The following is a 17,406-nucleotide window of genomic DNA, read 5'->3' on the forward strand; positions in this document are numbered from 1 at the left end:
GCTCACACGTCCTCATCCGCTCAAGGACAGGGGTACCTCCCGACCTTCTAAGGCATGCGCCGCCCGCGCCGTGAACCTTCCGAAGGAAGCTGCCCAGGAATGTCTGTGTTCGTCGTCGCGCTCACGCCAGTCACCCGTGTCCTCAACCCCACTGCTCATTCCAGGCATGACGCCGGCCAGCACGAAAAGACGGCCACGCAAGGCTTGTAGCACATTGTGAGAGCTTTCGACCAAGCCTTGAGGGCCCAGGACGAGGATCCTGGCCTGCCACTTGGCTGCAGCCCCAATCGCGGGCCTCGCCTCTTGCAGATGCTCCAGCGCGGACTCCGCCTCCTCCACCAGCTCCGTCTCATCGGCTGCACTAGCAAGATTCAGCAGAACGACACGCGCATCGATGAGCGCGTCGTGCGCCCCCTGAACTGACTCGATGAAGGAGGAGAACGCTTCGACCCTCTCAGACCTAACAGCTCGACGGTGCTCACCCGCCGCCGCGGCAGCCGCTTGATGCCGCACGCCGAAGTAGGTCACGGTCGCCGCTCCCATGGCCCCAACAACGCCCACTGCCGCACCCAGAACGGCCGCTAACCCCTGATCCATATTTGGATACTGCCATGTGGCACATCTTTCCCCCTGACACACGAGTGCCCTTCCCGGCCATCCTGAGGCCGCGGAAGGGCACTCAACGTTAACCAGCGCCGACGATTGCCGACAGCTCAGCAGCAGGTCAGGGCGTTGGTCTAATAGGCGGCCGCGACGTGCGGCCGCCCAGGGCGATCAGTTGTGGCTGTGCAGTACGTCGTTCAGGCCGCCCCAGTTGGCCTTGTTGGGGCGGGCCTCGACGGTGCCGGTGGTGGAGTTGCGGCGGAAGAGGATGTTGTCGGCGCCGGAGAGTTCGGCGGCCTTGACGATCTGGCCGTCGGGCATGGTGACGCGGGTGCCCGCGGTCACGTACAGGCCTGCCTCGACCACGCACTCGTCGCCCAGCGCGATGCCGATGCCGGACTCCGCGCCGAGCAGGCAGCGCTCGCCGATCGAGATGATCTGCTTGCCGCCGCCGGACAGGGTGCCCATGGTGGAGGCACCGCCGCCGATGTCCGAGCCGTCACCGATGAGGACGCCCGCGGAGATGCGGCCCTCGACCATCGAGGTGCCGAGGGTGCCCGCGTTGAAGTTGACGAAGCCCTCGTGCATGACGGTGGTGCCGGCGGCGAGGTGCGCGCCGAGCCGTACGCGGTCCGCGTCGGCGATCCGTACGCCCGTCGGCATGACGTAGTCGGTCATCCGCGGGAACTTGTCGACGCTGGTCACCTGGAGGTGCAGGCCCTCGGCGCGGGCGTTCAGGCGCGCGGTCTCCAGCCGGTCGACGGGCACCGGGCCGATCGAGGTCCAGGCGACGTTGGCCAGCAGGCCGAACATGCCCTCCAGGCTCTGGCCGTGCGGCTTGACCAGCCGGTGGCTGAGCAGGTGCAGGCGCAGGTACACGTCGTGCGCGTCCAGCGGCTTGTCGTCCAGCGAGGAGACGACCGTACGGACGGCCACGACCTCGACCCCACGGCGCGGGTCCGGGCCGACCGCCTTCGGCGCGGCCTCGCCGAGCAGCTCGACGGCGCGCTCGTCGGTCAGCCGCTCGGTCCCGGCGGGGCCGGGGTCGGCCACCAGCTCGGGCGCGGGGAACCAGGTGTCGAGGACGGTGCCGTCGGTGGTGACGGTCGCGAGTCCGGCCGCGACGGCGCCAGTCGTACGGGAGGGGGTGGAGGTAGCAGCATCGGTCATGTCGAAAACTTAACCGGGAGAGGGCTGCGGAGGCGAACCGGTCCCGGGGGCCGGGACGCGGGACCAGGCCAGGTCCCCCGGGGCCGGGACGCGGAGTCAGGCCGGGTCCCCGGGGCCCGGCCCCTGGCCCGCCGCGGCCCGGCACCTATATCCGGCTCACCGTGCCGCATCCGGTGCTCTTGTCCCCGCTCAGCTCCTTGCTGCGGTCGTACGGATCGACGGTCGGCCCCGACGTCATGGACCCCGACCGGCTGTCCGGGAACTGCGGGTGCAGGAAGCCGTCGTACACCTCGCAGGCGGTGTTGCCGAAGTCGGAGTCGAAGCGGGCCAGCGCCAGCTTGCCCGGCGTCGCCTGGAAGCGTTCGGGGTCGTTGACCTCGAAGTCCACCACCCGGCGGACCACCGTACGGGTCACCTCGGAGGCGCCCTGGGCGGCTCGTACGACCGGGTAGACGAAGGTGTAGTCGGCGTGGACCGCCAGCGCGCCGTCCTGCCCCTCCTCGAACGTCATCCGCCCCCGCGTCTTGACGACGTCGCCGGCGGGCCGCACCTCGTGCGGGTCGAAACGGGTGAACAGTCGCAACGGGTCGTGCTCCCGGCCCGGCTCGGCCAGCCAGGTTTCAAGGTCCTGCCGCGTTCCGGGCTGGAGCGGATCAAGGAGGTCCAGCGCCGCCGCGGGCCGCTCGCCGCGCAGCGTGCGCGGGTTCAGGTTGGCGTCGACCAGGAGTTCCTTCGCCTGCCGCAGGACCGCCGCGACCTCGTCCTTCGACAACCGCCCCACGGCCTTGGCCTCCGGCGGCACGATGCCCGCCACGCCGTCCGCGTACCGTACGGCGGGCGAGCCGGCGAAGGGTTCTTTCAGGGTGGGGGTGGCGGGGAACGCCTCGCCGTCCGGCGCGGCGCCGGGCGCCGCGGTCTCGGCCGGCAGGGGCTTGGCCACGGTGTCGCCGCCGACCACGCCGGACAGCTTCGACCGGATGTCCCCGGGGTTCACGGCGAACGTCACCACCCCAGCGGCGACGATCACCGCCGCCACGCCGGTACGTATCCGCTTCCGCCGCCGCGCGGCCTTCCCGTCACGGTCCTGCCAGGCCGGTCCGGTGTACCAGTTCTCGGTACCGTCCGCCTGCTCGCCCGCGCCCCGGGCCTTTCTCTTCACGTGTTTCGCTCGCCTCGTACCGCCGGTGGTTACGGGCGCGAAGCGCCGCACGAACCCCCAGATGATCATTAACGGACAAGATCTACACGGGAACGGACACACGCCACAAGTTGAGTGGCGAAGGAACGGCGCCCCGGACGGCCTCGGCAGCCATCCCCTGCCACCGCCTCACCCGATCACCCGCGCCACCGCGTCCCGCACCTCCGCCCGGTCGAACTCCCGCCCCGTCAGCAAGTACTGCAACACCAGCCCGTCGATCAGCCCCACCAGCGCCCGCGCGGTGCCCTCGTCGCCGGTCCGCCGCCGCAGCAGTCCGACCATGTCGTCGACACACTCGGCCGCGAGCGGGCGCACCACCTCGTGCCGCAGCGCCGCGAGATACAGCTCGTACTCCAGCTCCACCCGCGCCCGGTCGTCGCCCAGCAGTTCCTCCTCGACCAGCCTCGTCAGCTCGTCCGCGAGCGGAACCGAGGGGTCCACCCCCGCTCCCACTCCTCGATCCCGGCCAGCCACTCCGCGTTGGACTGCCGCAACGCCGCCACCAGCAGATCGTCCAGCGAGGCGAAGTGGTACGTGGTGGACCCCAGCGGTACGTCCGCCTCGGCCGCCACCGCACGGTGACTGAGCCCGGCGATGCCCCGCCTGCCCACCACGCGGATCGCCGCGTCGATGATCCGCTGCCGCCGGTCCGGGTCGTAACGGCGCGGCATCAGTGCGCCCCGCCCAGATTCAGCACGACGACCCCCGCGATCACCAGCAGCAGCCCGACGATCCGCGCGGCGCTCGCGGCCTCCCCAGGAACACCATCCCGATCGCGGCGACCACCGCCGTTCCGGCCCCGGCCCAGATCGCGTACGCCGTGCCGACGTCCATCGACTTCAGCGTCTTGGCGAGCAGCGTGAACGCGACGATGTAGCCCAGCACGGTCCCCAGCGAGGGCCACAGCTTGCTGAAGCCGTCGCTGTACTTCATCGCGGTCGTCGCGAGGATCTCGGAGACGATCGCTCCGGCAAGCGTCAGATACACCATACGTACGATCGTACACAACGATGCGTACGGGCGTACACAAGGGAAAAGTCGGGTGCGGGACGCCCTGCTCCTGGCCATGATGTTGATCATGTCGGAATATGTGGATGCACCTGATCGGCTGGGCAAGAGCGCTCTGCCTGACGGGCGGTTGCTCGGCTGGTCCGAGTGGGGGCCGCCGGACGGCGTGCCCGCTCTGTTGTGTCCGGGTGCGGCTACGAGTCGGTGGCTGGGCTTCGGCGCGGGCGTTGTCGACGCGCTCGGAGTGCGCCTCGTCTCCGTGGACCGTCCGGGACTCGGCGCCTCGACGCCCGCCCCCGGGCGCACGTTCTCCGAATTCGCCGACGACATCCGGCGCCTCTGTCGGCTGCGCGGGCTGGGGCACCCCGCTGTGGTCGGGAACTCGCAAGGTGCCCCGTTCGCTCTCGCCTGCGCCGCGGCGGGGGTCGCCTCGGCACTGGCCGTCGTCTCCGGTGCGGACGAGGTCGCCGCGCCGCAGTTCGCCTCCGTTCTGGAGCCGGGCCTGCGCAGCCTCGTCGAGCGGACCGCGCGCGATCCGGCCGGCGCCGAAGAGCTGTTCGCGAGCTTCACCGCGGACGCGATGTGGAACATGGTCATGGCCGGAAGCCCGCAGTGCGACCTCGCCGTGTATCAGGACCCTGATTTCGCGGCCGGTTACCGCAGGGCCTTGGACGAGGCATTCGCTCAAGGCACCGCCGGGTACGCCCGCGACACGGTCCTGGCGATGGGGCGGTGGCCCTTCCCGCTCGCCGAGGTCCACGTCCCGGTCGACATCTGGTACGGCGAGCAGGACACCAGCCATTCGCCCGACCACGGGGCTCTGCTCGCTGCACGTATACCCGGCGCACGTCGTCATGTCGTGCCGGGAGCCGGCGGGGCGCTGCTGTGGACACATGCCCGGTCGATCCTCACGACGCTGGTCGAGAGAACTCCGGCAGGCAGGTGACGTCGGTCAGTCCACCAACGACTTCTTCGGCCTCAGCACGCAGAACTCGTTCCCCTCGGGATCCGCCAGCACCACCCACGACACGTCGTCCCCCTGCCCCAAGTCCACCCGGCGCGCCCCGAGCCCGATGATCCGCTCGACCTCGGCGGCCTGGTCGTCCGGCGAGAGTTCGATGTGCAGCCGGTTCTTGACCGCCTTCGCCTCCGGTACGGCGAGGAAACCGATGCCCGGCAGTGCGTTCTCGTCCACCGCGATGATCACTTCTTCCTCGTCCTCGTACACGATGCGCCAGTCCAGCACCTGGGCCCAGAAGGTGGCGAGCCCCTTCAGGTCGTGCGCGTCGATGGAGAGTTGGTACAGAGAAACGGCCATGTCCGCCAGTGTGCCGGGCGGGCATGGCCGTGTCAGGGGTTGGACGGGCGATCAGGCGGAGAAGTCCCCGCGGTTGAGGGCGCTGACGAAGGCCGCGAACGCGGTGTGGGGGAAGATCAGCGCTGGGCCGTGCGGATCTTTGGAGTCCCGTACCGGGATCAGCCCGGATATCCCATCCCACACTTCAAGGCAGTTACCCCCACTGCCCCCGCTGTAAGTGGACTTGCGCCACCCCGCGAGGTCGTTACTGCTGCCGTTCATGTTCGTAGCCCTCCGCGACTGCCCTGAGCAGGCTCAACGACTCCTCGTGCGACTGCGCGTCGCCCAAGACCCGATAGTAGGCCGCCTGACTGTCCAGAACTACCGTCGGATCGTCATGCACCGTGCCGGAGTGCAGGCCCTCCACGTAGGCGATAGGAGGTGCGTCATCGAACCACATGAGCATCAAGCCGCTCTCCAGCAACGAGTGAGCTCCGGCCGAAAAAGGCAGAACGTGAAGGCGAATTCGCTCGCGCTCTCCCAGTTCGGTGATGTGCCGCAACTGCGCCGCCATCACTCCGGGCCCACCGACCGGCCTTCGCACAACTGCCTCGTCGAGCACCACCCAGAAAACGGGAGACACCGGATCGGCCAGGATTTCCGACCGCTCCAGCCGCGTGACGAGCAGGCCGTCACATTCCTCGGCGCTCTTCGGCGGGTAGTAGGCACGGAACACTGCGCGCGCATACGCCTCCGTCTGAAGCAAGCCCGGCACCAACGTGGCCCCGTACTCGCGGATCACCGTTGCCTGTTGCTCAAAATCTGCCACCTGTTCGAAGTGCTCAGCCAAAGTCCGAGTGTCCAACGCCGGCAGGAACCGCTCAAACACCCCACCCGTGTCCAGCACTTGATCCAGACGCCGTGCGTCGTCCGGAGCCGGCTTTCGCCTACCCGCTTCGATGTGGGCGATGTGAGTGCGCGACATCACGGCGCGCTCGCTCAGCTTTTCCTGCGTCAGACCGGCCGCCTCCCGCCGCTCTCGCAATTCCTCTCCGTACGCCGTACGCGACTTCGGAATACGACGACCAGCCATGCACTTACCCCCTTGCGTGACCCGTGCGCTGTCACGCGTCACCTGCTGGCGAGCGTACTCGCGCGACTCCACTCTGTAAGCGGAAACAACCACCCGCCCCCTACGGAGGTACAGCGCATGTCCCACCCCTACGAGAACCTCTCCCCCGCCGAAACCGCCCGCGAAATCATGTGTGACCTCGGCGAGGCCGCCCGAGCCGTCGGCATCCAGTTCCCCAGCCTCCGGCTGGACCCGCACCCGGTGGCCGGGCTGGGCGCGCCCGCGCACCTCATCGAGACCGGCCGTATCAACATCGTCACCGCCATGCAGATGACCGAGGTGTTCCGGGCGGCGAGCAAGTAGACGCGGAAACGGCTGTGCCCGCCGGAGAACCCCGGGGGCACAGCCGCTCCTGATCAGTCGGCGCGAGGTCGCCACATCTGCGCGCGGCGCGCGGCCGTGGCACCACCGGCAGCCGTTGCCGCGGCGGCCAGGAGTGCCGTGGCCAGCAGGACGGCCGTGACGAGGTTCCAGGACAGGGTCGCGCCGCCTTCTCCTCCCGTGACGGGCTGGACCAGGACGACGTGAGCGGCGGCGCCGACCGCGCCCGCGCCCAGGAGCGGGGCTCCCAGGCACCAGAAAGCCGTCGTGTGGAAGATCCTGCTCCGGCCGGTGAGCACGGTGAGCGGGGCGAGGGTCTGCGAGAAGCGCAGGAATTCCGAGAGGGACGCGAGCGCCATGGCGGTGAGCAGGACGACCGTGCCGATGGTGCCGAGGAAGGGGATCCAGCGGGACTGGTATCCGACAGTGAAGGACTTCACTCCGTCCTCGGCCACGGGTTCGGCGAGGGCTTTCACACTCAAGTGGAGGTGCGCGGCACGTTTGACGGCCGGGATGTCCATGGGCTCGTCGCTGTCGGTGAACAGGACGGCCTGTAGCCCCTCGGGCCGGTTGACGGCGACGACCGGCCCGGTACGGACGATGGCGGGCGTCGGGCCGAAACTCTGGTAGCCGGACACGCGCAGGCGCTGGTCGAGGTCGCCGTACGGTACGTGCGCCTCCTCTCCGGCGGCAGGGCACGGCAGCCGTAGTGCGCGAAGGCTGTCGCACGGCCCCTGGAGAATCCGGCTGCCGCTGGAACCGTCCGGCCGGATGTCTCCCGCGCTGACGGCGACGGCGTGCGCCCCGGCGGGAAGCGCGGCGGTGAACGCGTCCGTGAGCCGCACGGCCGACGTCTGCACGAGCGCCATGGTCTGCCCTTGTGCGGACTTCAGCTGTTCCTCGTCACCGGAGCGGGCGAACAGCAGGCTGGTGATGATCTGTGTCTGTCCGACGACTCCGATGGCGATGACCATGGCGGCCACCAGACGCACCACCGTGCCGGGGCGGGCCGCGGTGGTGCGGGCGGCTATCAGGCGTGCCGGGTCGCCGCCGGGGTGCGGTGATCTCGATGCCCTGCCGCTGACGCGCGAAGCGATCCAGCCGATCACCCAGGGGAGGGTGGCCCACACGCCGACGACCGCGAACAGGTAGGCGGCGGCCGAGCGTTGTGCTCCAAAACTCTTCGATGTCAGGGCCAGGACGAGGAAGGCCGGGCAGGAGCCCAGAGCCAGCAGTCGCAGCAGTCCGCTGCCCGCCGCACGGGGTGTGGTGGACATTCCCTTGCGCGCGGCGGCCGGACGCAGCAGGAGGATCAGGCCGAGCATCCCCACGGCGGAGGCCGCCACGGCGACCGCCAGGGTCCCGCCGACCCGTCGCAGGTCCGGAGCGTACAACGTGTAGTCGATCCAGGGCAGTTCGATGTCTGTCAGCAGGAACGGAACGGTGAGGAGGGCCGCGACTGAGGCGCCGACGCACACGGGCCGGACGGCGGCGCCGATGTCCATCCATGCGCGTGCCGTCCGGCCGGCGCCGAGAGTGCGCAGCAGTGCGTCGCGGCGGTCTCTTCCGGCGGCACCCATTCTGGCCGCCGCTGCCGCCAGCCCCAGGGCGGGGAGGCCGAGCAGTACGCCGATGACGGCCAGCATGGACGACCGTGGCCCGACCACCCGCAGGTCGCCGAAGACGGGGCCGGGGCCTCCGTACCCGACGATCTTCTCCATCTGTGCGGTACCGAGCATGGCCGTGGTGGGGCGCACGTAGGCCAGCCGTTCGCCGGGCGATGCCAGCCCTTCGGCCGAGATGGTGCCGACCTGGGTACCGTAGCGGCGGGGAAGCCCTCGCTCGCGGGTCCGTCGGCCAACGCCGGTGACAGGAACACCTCACCGGGGCCCGGCCATCGTGCGACTCCGGGCGGCAGCGGCGCGTCCTCGGTGAGAGGAGCGATGACGACCACGGTGAACTGGCGCCCTTGGTAGCCGTCCCAGTAGCGGCTCCAGAGAGCCGAAGGCCGGTCGCCCTGCTCGGCGAAGGTCGGGACGCGCGCGGCCCCCGCTGTTCGCGGCCCTCCCACGTCGCAGCCGTGGCGGCTGACGAGCAGAGCGTCACGGCGAGGACCGCCGTAGCGGCCAGCAGGGCCCAGAAGCGCGCTCGGCCGCCTTCGGCGGACCGCCCCGCCGCCCGGCCGATGCGCAGCATGTGGCGCATCCGGCCGCGCTTCACCGCGCACCCGCGAGGGCACCTTGTTCCAAGTGCATGACCCGGTCGGCCCGGCCCGCCACCGAGGGGTCGTGTGTCACGACGAGCAGCCCGCACTGACGTGAGGCCGGTACGGCGAACAGCGTCCCGGCCACGTGGTCACGTGTCTCCGCGTCGAGCGCGCCGGTGGGTTCGTCCGCGAGGAGCAGCGACGGACTCCCGATCAGAGCCCGCGCCACGGCGACCCGCTGCCGCTCGCCGCCGGACAGGTCACCGGTCGCCGTGCCGGCGGCGGGCACGCCCAGTTCGTCCAGGAGTTTCCGGCCGTCGGCATAGGCGCGGTCCCGGTCCGCGCCGTCCAGCAGGGCGGGCAGGGCGACATTTTCCACGGGAGTGAGTTCCGGCAGCAATTCTCCGAATTGGAAGATCATGCCTATGTGCTTCCGCCGGTGCTCCGCCAGATGGCGGCCCCGTAATCGCGCCACATCGTGTCCCGCTACGGAAACCGTTCCCGCATCAGGCCGGACCAGCCCCAGGACGACGGAGAGAAGCGTGCTCTTCCCGGATCCGGACGGCCCCATGACGGCCACCGATTCGCCGGCGCGCACCGCGAGTCCGAGCCCTTCGAACAAGCGCCGGCCCCCACTTCGTACCGCAGCGCATGAATGTCCAGGGGCAACAACGCTTCCGTCACGCCGCCCGCCTTTCGGAGAAAAATCGGCAACGCGCTGCCCGGGCGGAGAAGATCCCGGGCAGCGCTCTGTCAGAGCAGGCCGTTACGGCTCAGTGGTCGTCGCTCCACCAGTTGGAGCAGTCGTCCGGCCATTTGTCGATCTCCGTGCAGACGCGCATGTCCCACACCGTGCCGCCCTTGTTGCTGTACACCTTGGTGCCTCGACCGCTGTGGTTCCACAGGGTGTACAGCGAGTTGCTGGGCCGGTTGCGGTTGTACTCGGCCTTTACGGAGTTGCCGTCTCCCTTGGTGTCCTGCAGTCCGACCTGCTTCCCGCCACCCGTGCGCCACGAGTGGGCACCCGAGGTGTAGCGGTCCATGTCCGCGAAGGCGGTGGTGGACCCCGCTGCTATGGCGACCCCCGCGATCACCACGGCAGCACGCGTCGCTAATCGCCCGGTTCTCTTCATGGTGCGTCCTTCCCCTGCGACGAAGACACCCTCCGGCCGGTGCCGAAGGGTGCGGAACGCCGACGAGCATTACAGCCGAGGAGCGCGGAAGTAAGCATTGTTCCGGTCGTTCGCACCGGCAGGGCGGGGGCCATCCGGGATGGCATACCGGAGGAAATCTTTCCGGGGCACATATCGCGATTTCTGCCGTGCGCCCGGGACCCGAAAACGGCTGTGCCCGCCGGAGAAATCCCGGCGGGCACAGCCGCGAAATGTTCCTTGGGGGAACGGAAGAGATCAGACGTTGAACCCGAGCGCCCGCAGCTGCTCACGCCCATCATCGGTGATCTTGTCCGGGCCCCACGGCGGCATCCAGACCCAGTTGATCTTCAGCTCGTTGACGATGCCGTCCGTGGCGGACTTCGCCTGGTCCTCGATGACGTCGGTCAGCGGGCAGGCCGCCGAGGTGAGCGTCATGTCGATGGTGGCGATGTTGGCGTCGTCCACGTGGATGCCGTAGATCAGGCCCAGGTTGACGACGTCGATGCCCAGCTCGGGGTCGACGACGTCGTAGAGGGCCTCGCGGACCTCTTCCTCCGAGGCCGGCTTGGTGGTCACTGCGTTGTCGGTCATGCGGTTTTCGCCTCCTCGGAGAGGGCCTTGGCGGTGGCGTCCTTCCAAGCCATCCAGCTCAGCAGGGCGCACTTGACGCGGGCCGGGTACTTCGAGACGCCGGCGAACGCGACGGCGTCCTCCAGCACCTCCTCCATCGCGTCGTCCGGCTCCAGCTGGCCGCGGGACTGCATCAGCTCCAGGAAGGTCTCCTGGATCTTCTGCGCCTCGCCCAGCTCCTTGCCGACCAGCAGGTCGTTGAGCACGGACGCGCTGGCCTGGCTGATGGAACAGCCCTGGCCCTCGTACGACACGTCTTCCACGGTCGCACCGTTGAGCCGTACGCGCAGGGTGATCTCGTCACCGCAGGTCGGGTTGGTGTGGTGCACCTCGGCGTCGCCGTCCCGAAGACCGCGCCCGTGCGGGTGCTTGTAATGGTCCAGGATGACGTCCTGGTACATGGAATCCAGCTTCACGGCTTCAGTCAGTCCTCGTCCTCATCCGAAGAAGTTGCGGACGTGCTCCAGCCCCTCGACGAGGGCGTCGACCTCGGCCGGAGTGGAGTACAGGTAGAAAGACGCCCGCGTGGTCGCGGGAATTCCGTACCGCAGGCAGACCGGCCGCGCGCAGTGGTGGCCGACCCGGACCGCGATGCCCTGCTCGTCCAGGACCTGGCCCACGTCGTGCGGGTGGATGTCGCCGAGCGTGAAGGAGATCGTCGCGCCGCGGTCCTCGGCCGTGGCCGGGCCGATGATGCGCAGGTCCGGGACCTCCAGCAGCCGCTGGACGGCGTACTCGGTGATCGCGTGCTCGTGCGCGGCGATGTTCTCCATGCCGATCGAGGTGAGGTAGTCCACGGCCGCGCCGAGGCCGACGGCCTGCGCGATCGGGGGCGTGCCCGCCTCGAACTTGTGGGGCGCGGGGGCGTAGGTCGAGGAGTGCATGGACACGGTCTCGATCATCTCGCCGCCGCCGAGGAACGGCGGAAGGTCCTCCAGGAGTTCCTGGCGGCCCCACAGGACGCCGATGCCGGTCGGACCGCACATCTTGTGGCCGGTGAAGGCCACGAAGTCCGCCTGGAGCGCCTGGACGTCCAGCGGCATGTGCGGGGCGGCCTGCGAGGCGTCGATGCAGACCAGCGCGCCGACCTCCTGGGCGCGGCGGATGATCGCCTCGACCGGGTTGACGGTGCCCAGCAGGTTGGAGACGAGCGTGAAGGAGACGATCTTCGTGCGGTCGGTGATGACCTCGTCGATCGTGTCCAGGTCGAGCCGGCCGTCGTCGGTCAGCCCGAACCACTTCAGCTTCGCGCCGGTGCGCTGCGAGAGCAGCTGCCACGGCACGATGTTGGAGTGGTGCTCCATCTCGGTGATGACGATCTCGGTGTCGTGGTCGACCCGGTACGGCTCGTCCGCCCAGCCGAGCATGTTGGCCACGAGGTTCAGCGACTCGGAGGCGTTCTTGGTGAAGATCACCTCGTCGCGGCTCGGCGCGTTGATGAACGCGGCGACCTTGTCGCGCGCGCCCTCGTACAGCGCCGTGGCCTCCTCGGCGAGCACGTGCACGCCGCGGTGGACGTTGGCGTTGTAGCGCTCGTAGTACCCGTTCAGCGCGTCAAGCACCTGGCGGGGCTTCTGGGAGGTCGCCGCGTTGTCCAGATACACGACCTTCTTCCCGTCGTGGATCCGTCGCTCCAGGATGGGGAAGTCCTTGCGGATCGCCTCTGTGTCGAGGAGGCCCGGCAGCTTTGTCACGCGGTTGCGCCACCCTTCACGTACTCCTCGTAGCCCTCGGCCTCCAGCTTGTCCGCCAGCTCCGGGCCGCCGGACTCGGCGATCCGGCCGTTGGCGAAGACATGCACGTGGTCGGGCTTGATGTACCGGAGGATCCGGGTGTAGTGGGTGATCAGCAGGGTGCCCACGTCACCGCCCTCGCGGACGCGGTTGACGCCCTCGGAGACGACGCGCAGCGCGTCGACGTCCAGGCCGGAGTCGGTCTCGTCGAGGATCGCGATCTTCGGCTTGAGCAGCTCCAGCTGGAGGATCTCGTGGCGCTTCTTCTCACCGCCGGAGAAGCCCTCGTTGACGTTGCGCTCGGCGAAGGCCGGGTCCATGGACAGCCGCTCCATGGCCTCCTTGACCTCCTTGACCCACGTACGCAGCTTGGGGGCCTCGCCGCGGATGGCGGTGGCGGAGGTACGCAGGAAGTTGGAGACCGAGACGCCGGGGACCTCGACCGGGTACTGCATGGCGAGGAAGACGCCGGCGCGGGCGCGCTCGTCGACGGACATCTCCAGGACGTCCTCGCCGTCGAGGGTGACGGTGCCGCTGGTGATCGTGTACTTGGGGTGACCCGCCAGCGAGTAGGCGAGGGTGGACTTGCCGGAGCCGTTGGGGCCCATGATGGCGTGCGTCTCGCCCTGCTTCACGGTCAGGTCGACGCCCTTCAGGATCTCGCGCGGGCCGCCTTCGGCCTCGACGGAGACGTGCAGGTCGTGGATCTCAAGCGTTGCCATGGGGACTCAGGACTCCTGGGTGACGGAGACGAGCACGGAAGCGTCCGTGCCCTCTCCTTCGATCTTTACGGGGTATACGGGGACGGGCTGCGTGGCGGGGAGCCCGGACGGCTTGCCGGTGCGCAGGTCGAAGCTGGAGCCGTGCAGCCAGCACTCGATCGCGCAGTCGTCCACCTCGCCCTCGGACAGGGAGACGTTCGCGTGCGAGCAGATGTCGTTGATCGCGAACACCTCCCCCTCGGTACGGACGAGGGAGACCGGCACGCCGTCGATCTCGACGCGCTTGGGGCTGCCCTCCTCCAGGTCGGCCAGCCCGCAGGCGCGTACGTAGGCCGGGCTCATGCCACCGATGCTTCCAGCTCGGCCTCGATCTTGGTGATCAGGCGCTCCTCGACGTCCGGCAGGCCGATCTGCTGGACGAGCTCGGTGAAGAAGCCGCGGACGACCAGCCGGCGGGCCTCGTCGGCCGGGATGCCGCGGGCCATCAGGTAGAACAGCTGCTCGTCGTCGAAGCGGCCGGTCGCCGAGGCGTGGCCGGCGCCGACGATCTCGCCGGTCTCGATCTCCAGGTTGGGCACCGAGTCGACCCGGGCGCCGTCGGTCAGCACCAGGTTGCGGTTGAGCTCGTAGGTGTCCGTGCCGGTGGCGGCGGCCCGGATGAGCACGTCGCCGATCCAGACGGCGTGCGCGTCCTGGCCCTGGAGGGCGCCCTTGTAGACGACGTTGGAGCGGCAGTTGGCCGCCTCGTGGTCGACGAAGAGGCGGTGCTCCTGGTGCTGGCCGTTGTCGGTGAAGTACAGGCCGTAGAACTCGGCCTCGCCGCCGGGGGCCGCGTAGGTGACCCGCGGGTGCAGCCGGACCAGGTCGCCGCCGAAAGTGACGACCACGGACTTGAAGCCGGCGTCCCGGCCGACCAGCGCGTTGTGCTGGCCGACGTGGACGGCGGTGTCGTCCCAGTCCTGCACGGAGACGACGGTCAGCTTGGCGCCGTCGCCGATCAGGTAGTCGACGTTGGCGGCGAGCGTGGCGTCGCCGGTGTGGTCGATCACGACGACGGCCTCGGCGAACGCGCCCAGCTCGATCACCTGGTGGCCGTAGGCCGTGCCGCCCTCGCCGTGCACCGCGATGCGGATCGGCTCGGTGAGCACCGTCTCCTTGGGCACCGTGATGACGGACGCCTTCTCGAAGGAGCTGTACGCCTGGGCGGCGATCCGGTCGACGGGCTTGCCGGCCTTGCCGACCCGCGGGTCGCCGCGCTCGACGAGCTCGTGGGTGACGCCCTCGGGCGCCGTGATGTCGATCTTCAGGTCGGCGCCGGACGCGACGGCGGTGCCGTCGTGCAGGCCCTTCAGGCGCGCGAGGGGGTGAAGCGCCACTCCTCCTCGCGGCCGTGCGGCACCGGGAAGTCCGCCACGTCGTAGGACGGCGGGGCGCTCATCCGGGTGGCGACGGTGGACTCGGCGGCCACCGCGATCGAGCCGGTGGTGGTGGAACCCGCCGGTGGGGTCCCCCGCTCGAGCGGAGCCGAGAGTGGGGGCGTTGTGAGCCTCAGCCATGGCTGTCGTCGTGCTCTCTTCCTCGTGAGAAATCAGTCGCTGCGTGGGCGGGGGCGTCAGCCGACCGCGCCTTCCATCTGCAGCTCGATCAGCCGGTTCAGCTCCAGCGCGTACTCCATCGGCAGCTCGCGGGCGATCGGCTCGACGAAGCCGCGCACGATCATCGCCATCGCCTCGTCCTCGGACAGGCCGCGCGCCATCAGGTAGAAGAGCTGGTCGTCGCTGACCTTGGAGACGGTCGCCTCGTGGCCCATCGTGACGTCGTCCTCGCGGACGTCCACGTACGGGTAGGTGTCCGAGCGGGAGATGGTGTCGACGAGCAGGGCGTCGCAGAGCACGTTGGACTTGGAGCCCTCGGCGCCCTCGCCGATCTCGATCAGACCGCGGTAGGACGTACGGCCGCCGCCCCGCGCCACCGACTTGGAGACGATGTTGGAGGACGTACGGGGAGCCATGTGGACCATCTTGGCGCCCGCGTCCTGGTGCTGGCCCTCGCCCGCGAAGGCGATGGACAGGGTCTCGCCCTTGGCGTGCTCGCCCATCAGGTAGACGGCCGGGTACTTCATCGTGACCTTGGAGCCGATGTTGCCGTCGACCCACTCCATGGTCGCGCCCTCGTAGGCGACGGCGCGCTTGGTGACCAGGTTGTAGACGTTGTTCGACCAGTTCTGGATCGTCGTGTAGCGGCAGCGGCCGCCCTTCTTCACGATGATCTCGACGACCGCGGAGTGCAGCGAGTCGGACTTGTAGATCGGGGCGGTGCAGCCCTCGACGTAGTGGACGTAGGCGTCCTCGTCGACGATGATCAGCGTCCGCTCGAACTGACCCATGTTCTCGGTGTTGATGCGGAAGTACGCCTGGAGCGGGATGTCCACGTGCACGCCCTTGGGGACGTAGATGAACGAGCCGCCGGACCACACCGCGCTGTTCAGCGAGGCGAACTTGTTGTCGCCGACCGGGATGACCGTGCCGAAGTACTCCTGAAAGAGCTCCGGGTGCTCCTTGAGCGCGGTGTCGGTGTCCAGGAAGAGGACGCCCTGCTGCTCCAGGTCCTCACGGATCTGGTGGTAGACCACCTCGGACTCGTACTGCGCGGCCACACCCGCGACCAGCCGCTGCTTCTCCGCCTCCGGGATGCCCAGCTTGTCGTAGGTGTTCTTGATGTCCTCGGGCAGGTCCTCCCAGGAGGCGGCCTGCTGCTCCGTGGAGCGCACGAAGTACTTGATGTTGTCGAAGTCGATGCCCGACAGGTCCGAGCCCCAGTTCGGCATGGGCTTCTTGTCGAAGAGCTTCAGGCCCTTGAGGCGGAGCTTGAGCATCCACTCGGGCTCGTTCTTCTTGCCCGAGATGTCGCGGACGACCTCCTCGGACAGGCCGCGCTTGGCGGAAGCGCCGGCCACGTCGGAGTCGGCCCAGCCGTATTCGTACGTGCCCAGGCCCTCAAGCTCAGGGTGAGCAGTCTCCGTGGGGAGAGTCATGCGGGGTTCCTCCCGGCCGTGCTTGCAGAAGCATTGGTGGTCTTGGTGGTGCGGTGGGCGGTCTTGCCGGCGGCCTCGCGGCCCTTCGGGACGAAGGTCGTGCAGACACCGTCGCCGTGGGCGATGGTGGCAAGACGCTGCACGTGGGTCCCCAGCAGGCGGGAGAAGACCTCGGTCTCCGCCTCGCACAGCTGCGGGAACTGCTCGGCGACATGGGCGACCGGGCAGTGGTGCTGGCAGAGCTGTTCACCCAGCTGATGACTGGGCGCGCTGCGTGCCGTAGCAGCGTACCCGTCCGCGGTCAACGCCTCGGCAAGCGCCTGCGTACGTCCTTCGGGGGACGCGGACTCCACGCTCGCGCGGTAGCCCTCGGCCAGCGCGGCGAAGCGGGCGCGGGCGAACGCCGCGATCGCGGCCTCGCCCAGCTCACCGCCGCCCGCGCTCTCCGCGATCCAGCGCAGCGCGTCGGCGGCGAGCTGGTCGTAGGACTGGTCGAAGGCGTCCCGGCCGCAGTCGGTGAGCGCGAAGACCTTGGCCGGGCGGCCGCGGGTGCGCGCGCCGTAGACGCGCTTCTCGCGGGGCTCGACCACGTTCTCCGCGACGAGGGTGTCGAGGTGGCGGCGGACGGCCGCCTGGGTCAGCTCCAGCCTGAGGGCCAGCTCGGCCGCGGTGGACGGACCGTGGTCGAGGATGGAACGCGCGACGCGGTTGCGTGTGCCCTGCTGTTCGTCGTTGCGCGTGCCCTGCTGTTCGTCATGGTGCGGCGCGGCACCGGAGGCGGACCGCGCCGAGCGTGCGGGCGCAGGGCGATCCGGCCCGCCGGCCGGGCGGGCCGCGGTGCCTTCCTGTTCCTCGCTCGCGTATTTCACAACGCCATTGTTGCGTAATTCCCCAGGCCGAGACAACCCTCGGCGGGATCACGGACCGGTGGCCTCGATCACTTAGGGTCACCTAATTGCCGCACCGGTCCGGGCTTCGTACGAGTGTGCCGACCACCCCGTGACCTGCGGGTTCGCCGGTTCCGACGGCAGCCGGAGGGCCACTCGGCACCCCTGGCCCGGAGCCCGGATGATCTACACCCCGCAGGGGCCGCCCCGCTCCCCCACCCGAAGGAGTCCGTACTTTTTGTCGCGCCGGTCCGTCTTTTCCGGTTCCCGATCCGGCAGGAGCCCGCACCTTTTCGCCCCCGCTCCTGCGG

General features: G+C 69.3%; 18 protein-coding genes and 3 pseudogenes. 2 read left to right on the forward strand and 19 right to left on the reverse strand.

Going from position 1 to position 17,406, the window contains the following annotated elements:
- Nucleotides 1-12: 12 nt before the first annotated feature.
- From ACEXOX_RS13430 to ACEXOX_RS13450, 5 genes and pseudogenes are all read right to left on the reverse strand, one after another.
- Complete coding sequence (locus ACEXOX_RS13430) at nt 13-528, reverse strand: hypothetical protein (RefSeq protein ID WP_406520766.1); 516 nt, start codon at nt 526-528, stop codon at nt 13-15.
- Between the two features lie 246 nt (nt 529-774).
- Entirely contained in the window at nt 775-1,773 is a 999-nt protein-coding gene (gene dapD, locus ACEXOX_RS13435) for a 2,3,4,5-tetrahydropyridine-2,6-dicarboxylate N-succinyltransferase (protein WP_406520768.1), read from the reverse strand.
- Between the two features lie 145 nt (nt 1,774-1,918).
- Nucleotides 1,919-2,932 carry a hypothetical protein gene (locus ACEXOX_RS13440; protein ID WP_406520770.1) on the reverse strand — a complete coding sequence of 338 codons (1,014 nt, stop codon included), beginning with the start codon at nt 2,930-2,932 and terminating at the stop codon, nt 1,919-1,921.
- Nucleotides 2,933-3,100: 168 nt separating this feature from the next.
- Nucleotides 3,101-3,642: pseudogene (locus ACEXOX_RS13445) on the reverse strand (TetR/AcrR family transcriptional regulator).
- Nucleotides 3,642-3,961: pseudogene (locus tag ACEXOX_RS13450) on the reverse strand (DMT family transporter). Before ACEXOX_RS13450 ends, ACEXOX_RS13445 begins: the two co-directional pseudogenes overlap by 1 nt.
- Nucleotides 3,962-4,049: 88 nt before the next feature.
- Here ACEXOX_RS13450 and ACEXOX_RS13455 point away from each other — a divergent pair.
- Nucleotides 4,050-4,925: an alpha/beta fold hydrolase gene (locus ACEXOX_RS13455; protein ID WP_406520771.1), complete on the forward strand. Its 876-nt coding sequence runs from the start codon at nt 4,050-4,052 to the stop codon at nt 4,923-4,925.
- 6 nt (nt 4,926-4,931) lie between these two features.
- On the opposite strand, the gene ACEXOX_RS13460 is transcribed toward ACEXOX_RS13455, so the two are convergent.
- Genes ACEXOX_RS13460 through ACEXOX_RS13470 form a run of 3 tightly spaced genes read right to left on the reverse strand, consistent with a single transcriptional unit; the run spans nt 4,932 to nt 6,369 of the window.
- Nucleotides 4,932-5,297 carry a VOC family protein gene (locus ACEXOX_RS13460; RefSeq protein WP_406520773.1) on the reverse strand — a complete coding sequence of 122 codons (366 nt, stop codon included), beginning with the start codon at nt 5,295-5,297 and terminating at the stop codon, nt 4,932-4,934.
- Nucleotides 5,298-5,348: 51 nt separating this feature from the next.
- Nucleotides 5,349-5,558 carry a DUF397 domain-containing protein gene (locus ACEXOX_RS13465; protein ID WP_406520774.1) on the reverse strand — a complete coding sequence of 70 codons (210 nt, stop codon included), beginning with the start codon at nt 5,556-5,558 and terminating at the stop codon, nt 5,349-5,351.
- Nucleotides 5,542-6,369, reverse strand: coding sequence for a Scr1 family TA system antitoxin-like transcriptional regulator (locus ACEXOX_RS13470; protein WP_406526330.1), 828 nt, complete (start codon nt 6,367-6,369; stop codon nt 5,542-5,544). Before ACEXOX_RS13470 ends, ACEXOX_RS13465 begins: the two co-directional genes overlap by 17 nt.
- A gap of 117 nt (nt 6,370-6,486) precedes the next feature.
- Between ACEXOX_RS13470 and ACEXOX_RS13475 the strand changes: the two genes are divergently transcribed.
- A complete protein-coding gene (locus ACEXOX_RS13475) occupies nt 6,487-6,711 on the forward strand; it encodes a hypothetical protein (protein WP_406520776.1) in 225 nt (74 codons plus the stop codon).
- A 53-nt stretch (nt 6,712-6,764) separates the two neighbouring features.
- Here ACEXOX_RS13475 and ACEXOX_RS13480 read toward each other — a convergent pair whose 3' ends face one another.
- The 11 genes and pseudogenes from ACEXOX_RS13480 to ACEXOX_RS13530 all read right to left on the reverse strand — a co-directional run bounded on the left by ACEXOX_RS13480 (nt 6,765) and on the right by ACEXOX_RS13530 (nt 17,077).
- Nucleotides 6,765-8,468, reverse strand: a complete 1,704-nt coding sequence (locus ACEXOX_RS13480; RefSeq protein WP_406520777.1) for a hypothetical protein — start codon at nt 8,466-8,468, stop codon at nt 6,765-6,767.
- Nucleotides 8,469-8,945: 477 nt separating this feature from the next.
- Entirely contained in the window at nt 8,946-9,506 is a 561-nt protein-coding gene (locus ACEXOX_RS13485) for an ABC transporter ATP-binding protein (RefSeq protein WP_406526331.1), read from the reverse strand.
- Between the two features lie 202 nt (nt 9,507-9,708).
- Nucleotides 9,709-10,068, reverse strand: a complete 360-nt coding sequence (locus ACEXOX_RS13490; protein ID WP_406520779.1) for a hypothetical protein — start codon at nt 10,066-10,068, stop codon at nt 9,709-9,711.
- 276 nt (nt 10,069-10,344) lie between these two features.
- Complete coding sequence (locus ACEXOX_RS13495) at nt 10,345-10,680, reverse strand: metal-sulfur cluster assembly factor (protein ID WP_030021265.1); 336 nt, start codon at nt 10,678-10,680, stop codon at nt 10,345-10,347.
- Nucleotides 10,677-11,135, reverse strand: coding sequence for a Fe-S cluster assembly sulfur transfer protein SufU (sufU, locus tag ACEXOX_RS13500; protein WP_406520781.1), 459 nt, complete (start codon nt 11,133-11,135; stop codon nt 10,677-10,679). Before sufU ends, ACEXOX_RS13495 begins: the two co-directional genes overlap by 4 nt.
- Nucleotides 11,136-11,156: 21 nt before the next feature.
- A complete protein-coding gene (locus ACEXOX_RS13505; protein WP_406520782.1) occupies nt 11,157-12,413 on the reverse strand; it encodes a cysteine desulfurase in 1,257 nt (418 codons plus the stop codon).
- On the reverse strand, nt 12,410-13,174 hold the full coding sequence (sufC, locus tag ACEXOX_RS13510; protein ID WP_406520783.1) for a Fe-S cluster assembly ATPase SufC: 765 nt from the start codon (nt 13,172-13,174) through the stop codon (nt 12,410-12,412). Before sufC ends, ACEXOX_RS13505 begins: the two co-directional genes overlap by 4 nt.
- 6 nt (nt 13,175-13,180) lie before the next feature.
- The gene (locus ACEXOX_RS13515; protein ID WP_406520785.1) at nt 13,181-13,516 is read right to left on the reverse strand and encodes a non-heme iron oxygenase ferredoxin subunit; all 336 of its coding nucleotides are present in this window, start codon (nt 13,514-13,516) and stop codon (nt 13,181-13,183) included.
- Nucleotides 13,513-14,726 (reverse strand): annotated as a pseudogene (sufD, locus tag ACEXOX_RS13520) (Fe-S cluster assembly protein SufD). The gene ACEXOX_RS13515 and the pseudogene sufD overlap by 4 nt, the downstream one beginning before the upstream one ends.
- 60 nt (nt 14,727-14,786) lie before the next feature.
- A complete protein-coding gene (gene sufB / locus ACEXOX_RS13525) occupies nt 14,787-16,208 on the reverse strand; it encodes a Fe-S cluster assembly protein SufB (protein ID WP_406520787.1) in 1,422 nt (473 codons plus the stop codon).
- The gene (locus ACEXOX_RS13530) at nt 16,205-17,077 is read right to left on the reverse strand and encodes a helix-turn-helix transcriptional regulator (protein WP_406520788.1); all 873 of its coding nucleotides are present in this window, start codon (nt 17,075-17,077) and stop codon (nt 16,205-16,207) included. Before ACEXOX_RS13530 ends, sufB begins: the two co-directional genes overlap by 4 nt.
- Between the last annotated feature and the right edge of the window lie 329 nt (nt 17,078-17,406).

It is taken from the genome of Streptomyces sp. Ac-502, from assembly GCF_045222935.1.
GTDB classification, from domain to species: Bacteria; Actinomycetota; Actinomycetes; order Streptomycetales; family Streptomycetaceae; genus Streptomyces; species Streptomyces monomycini.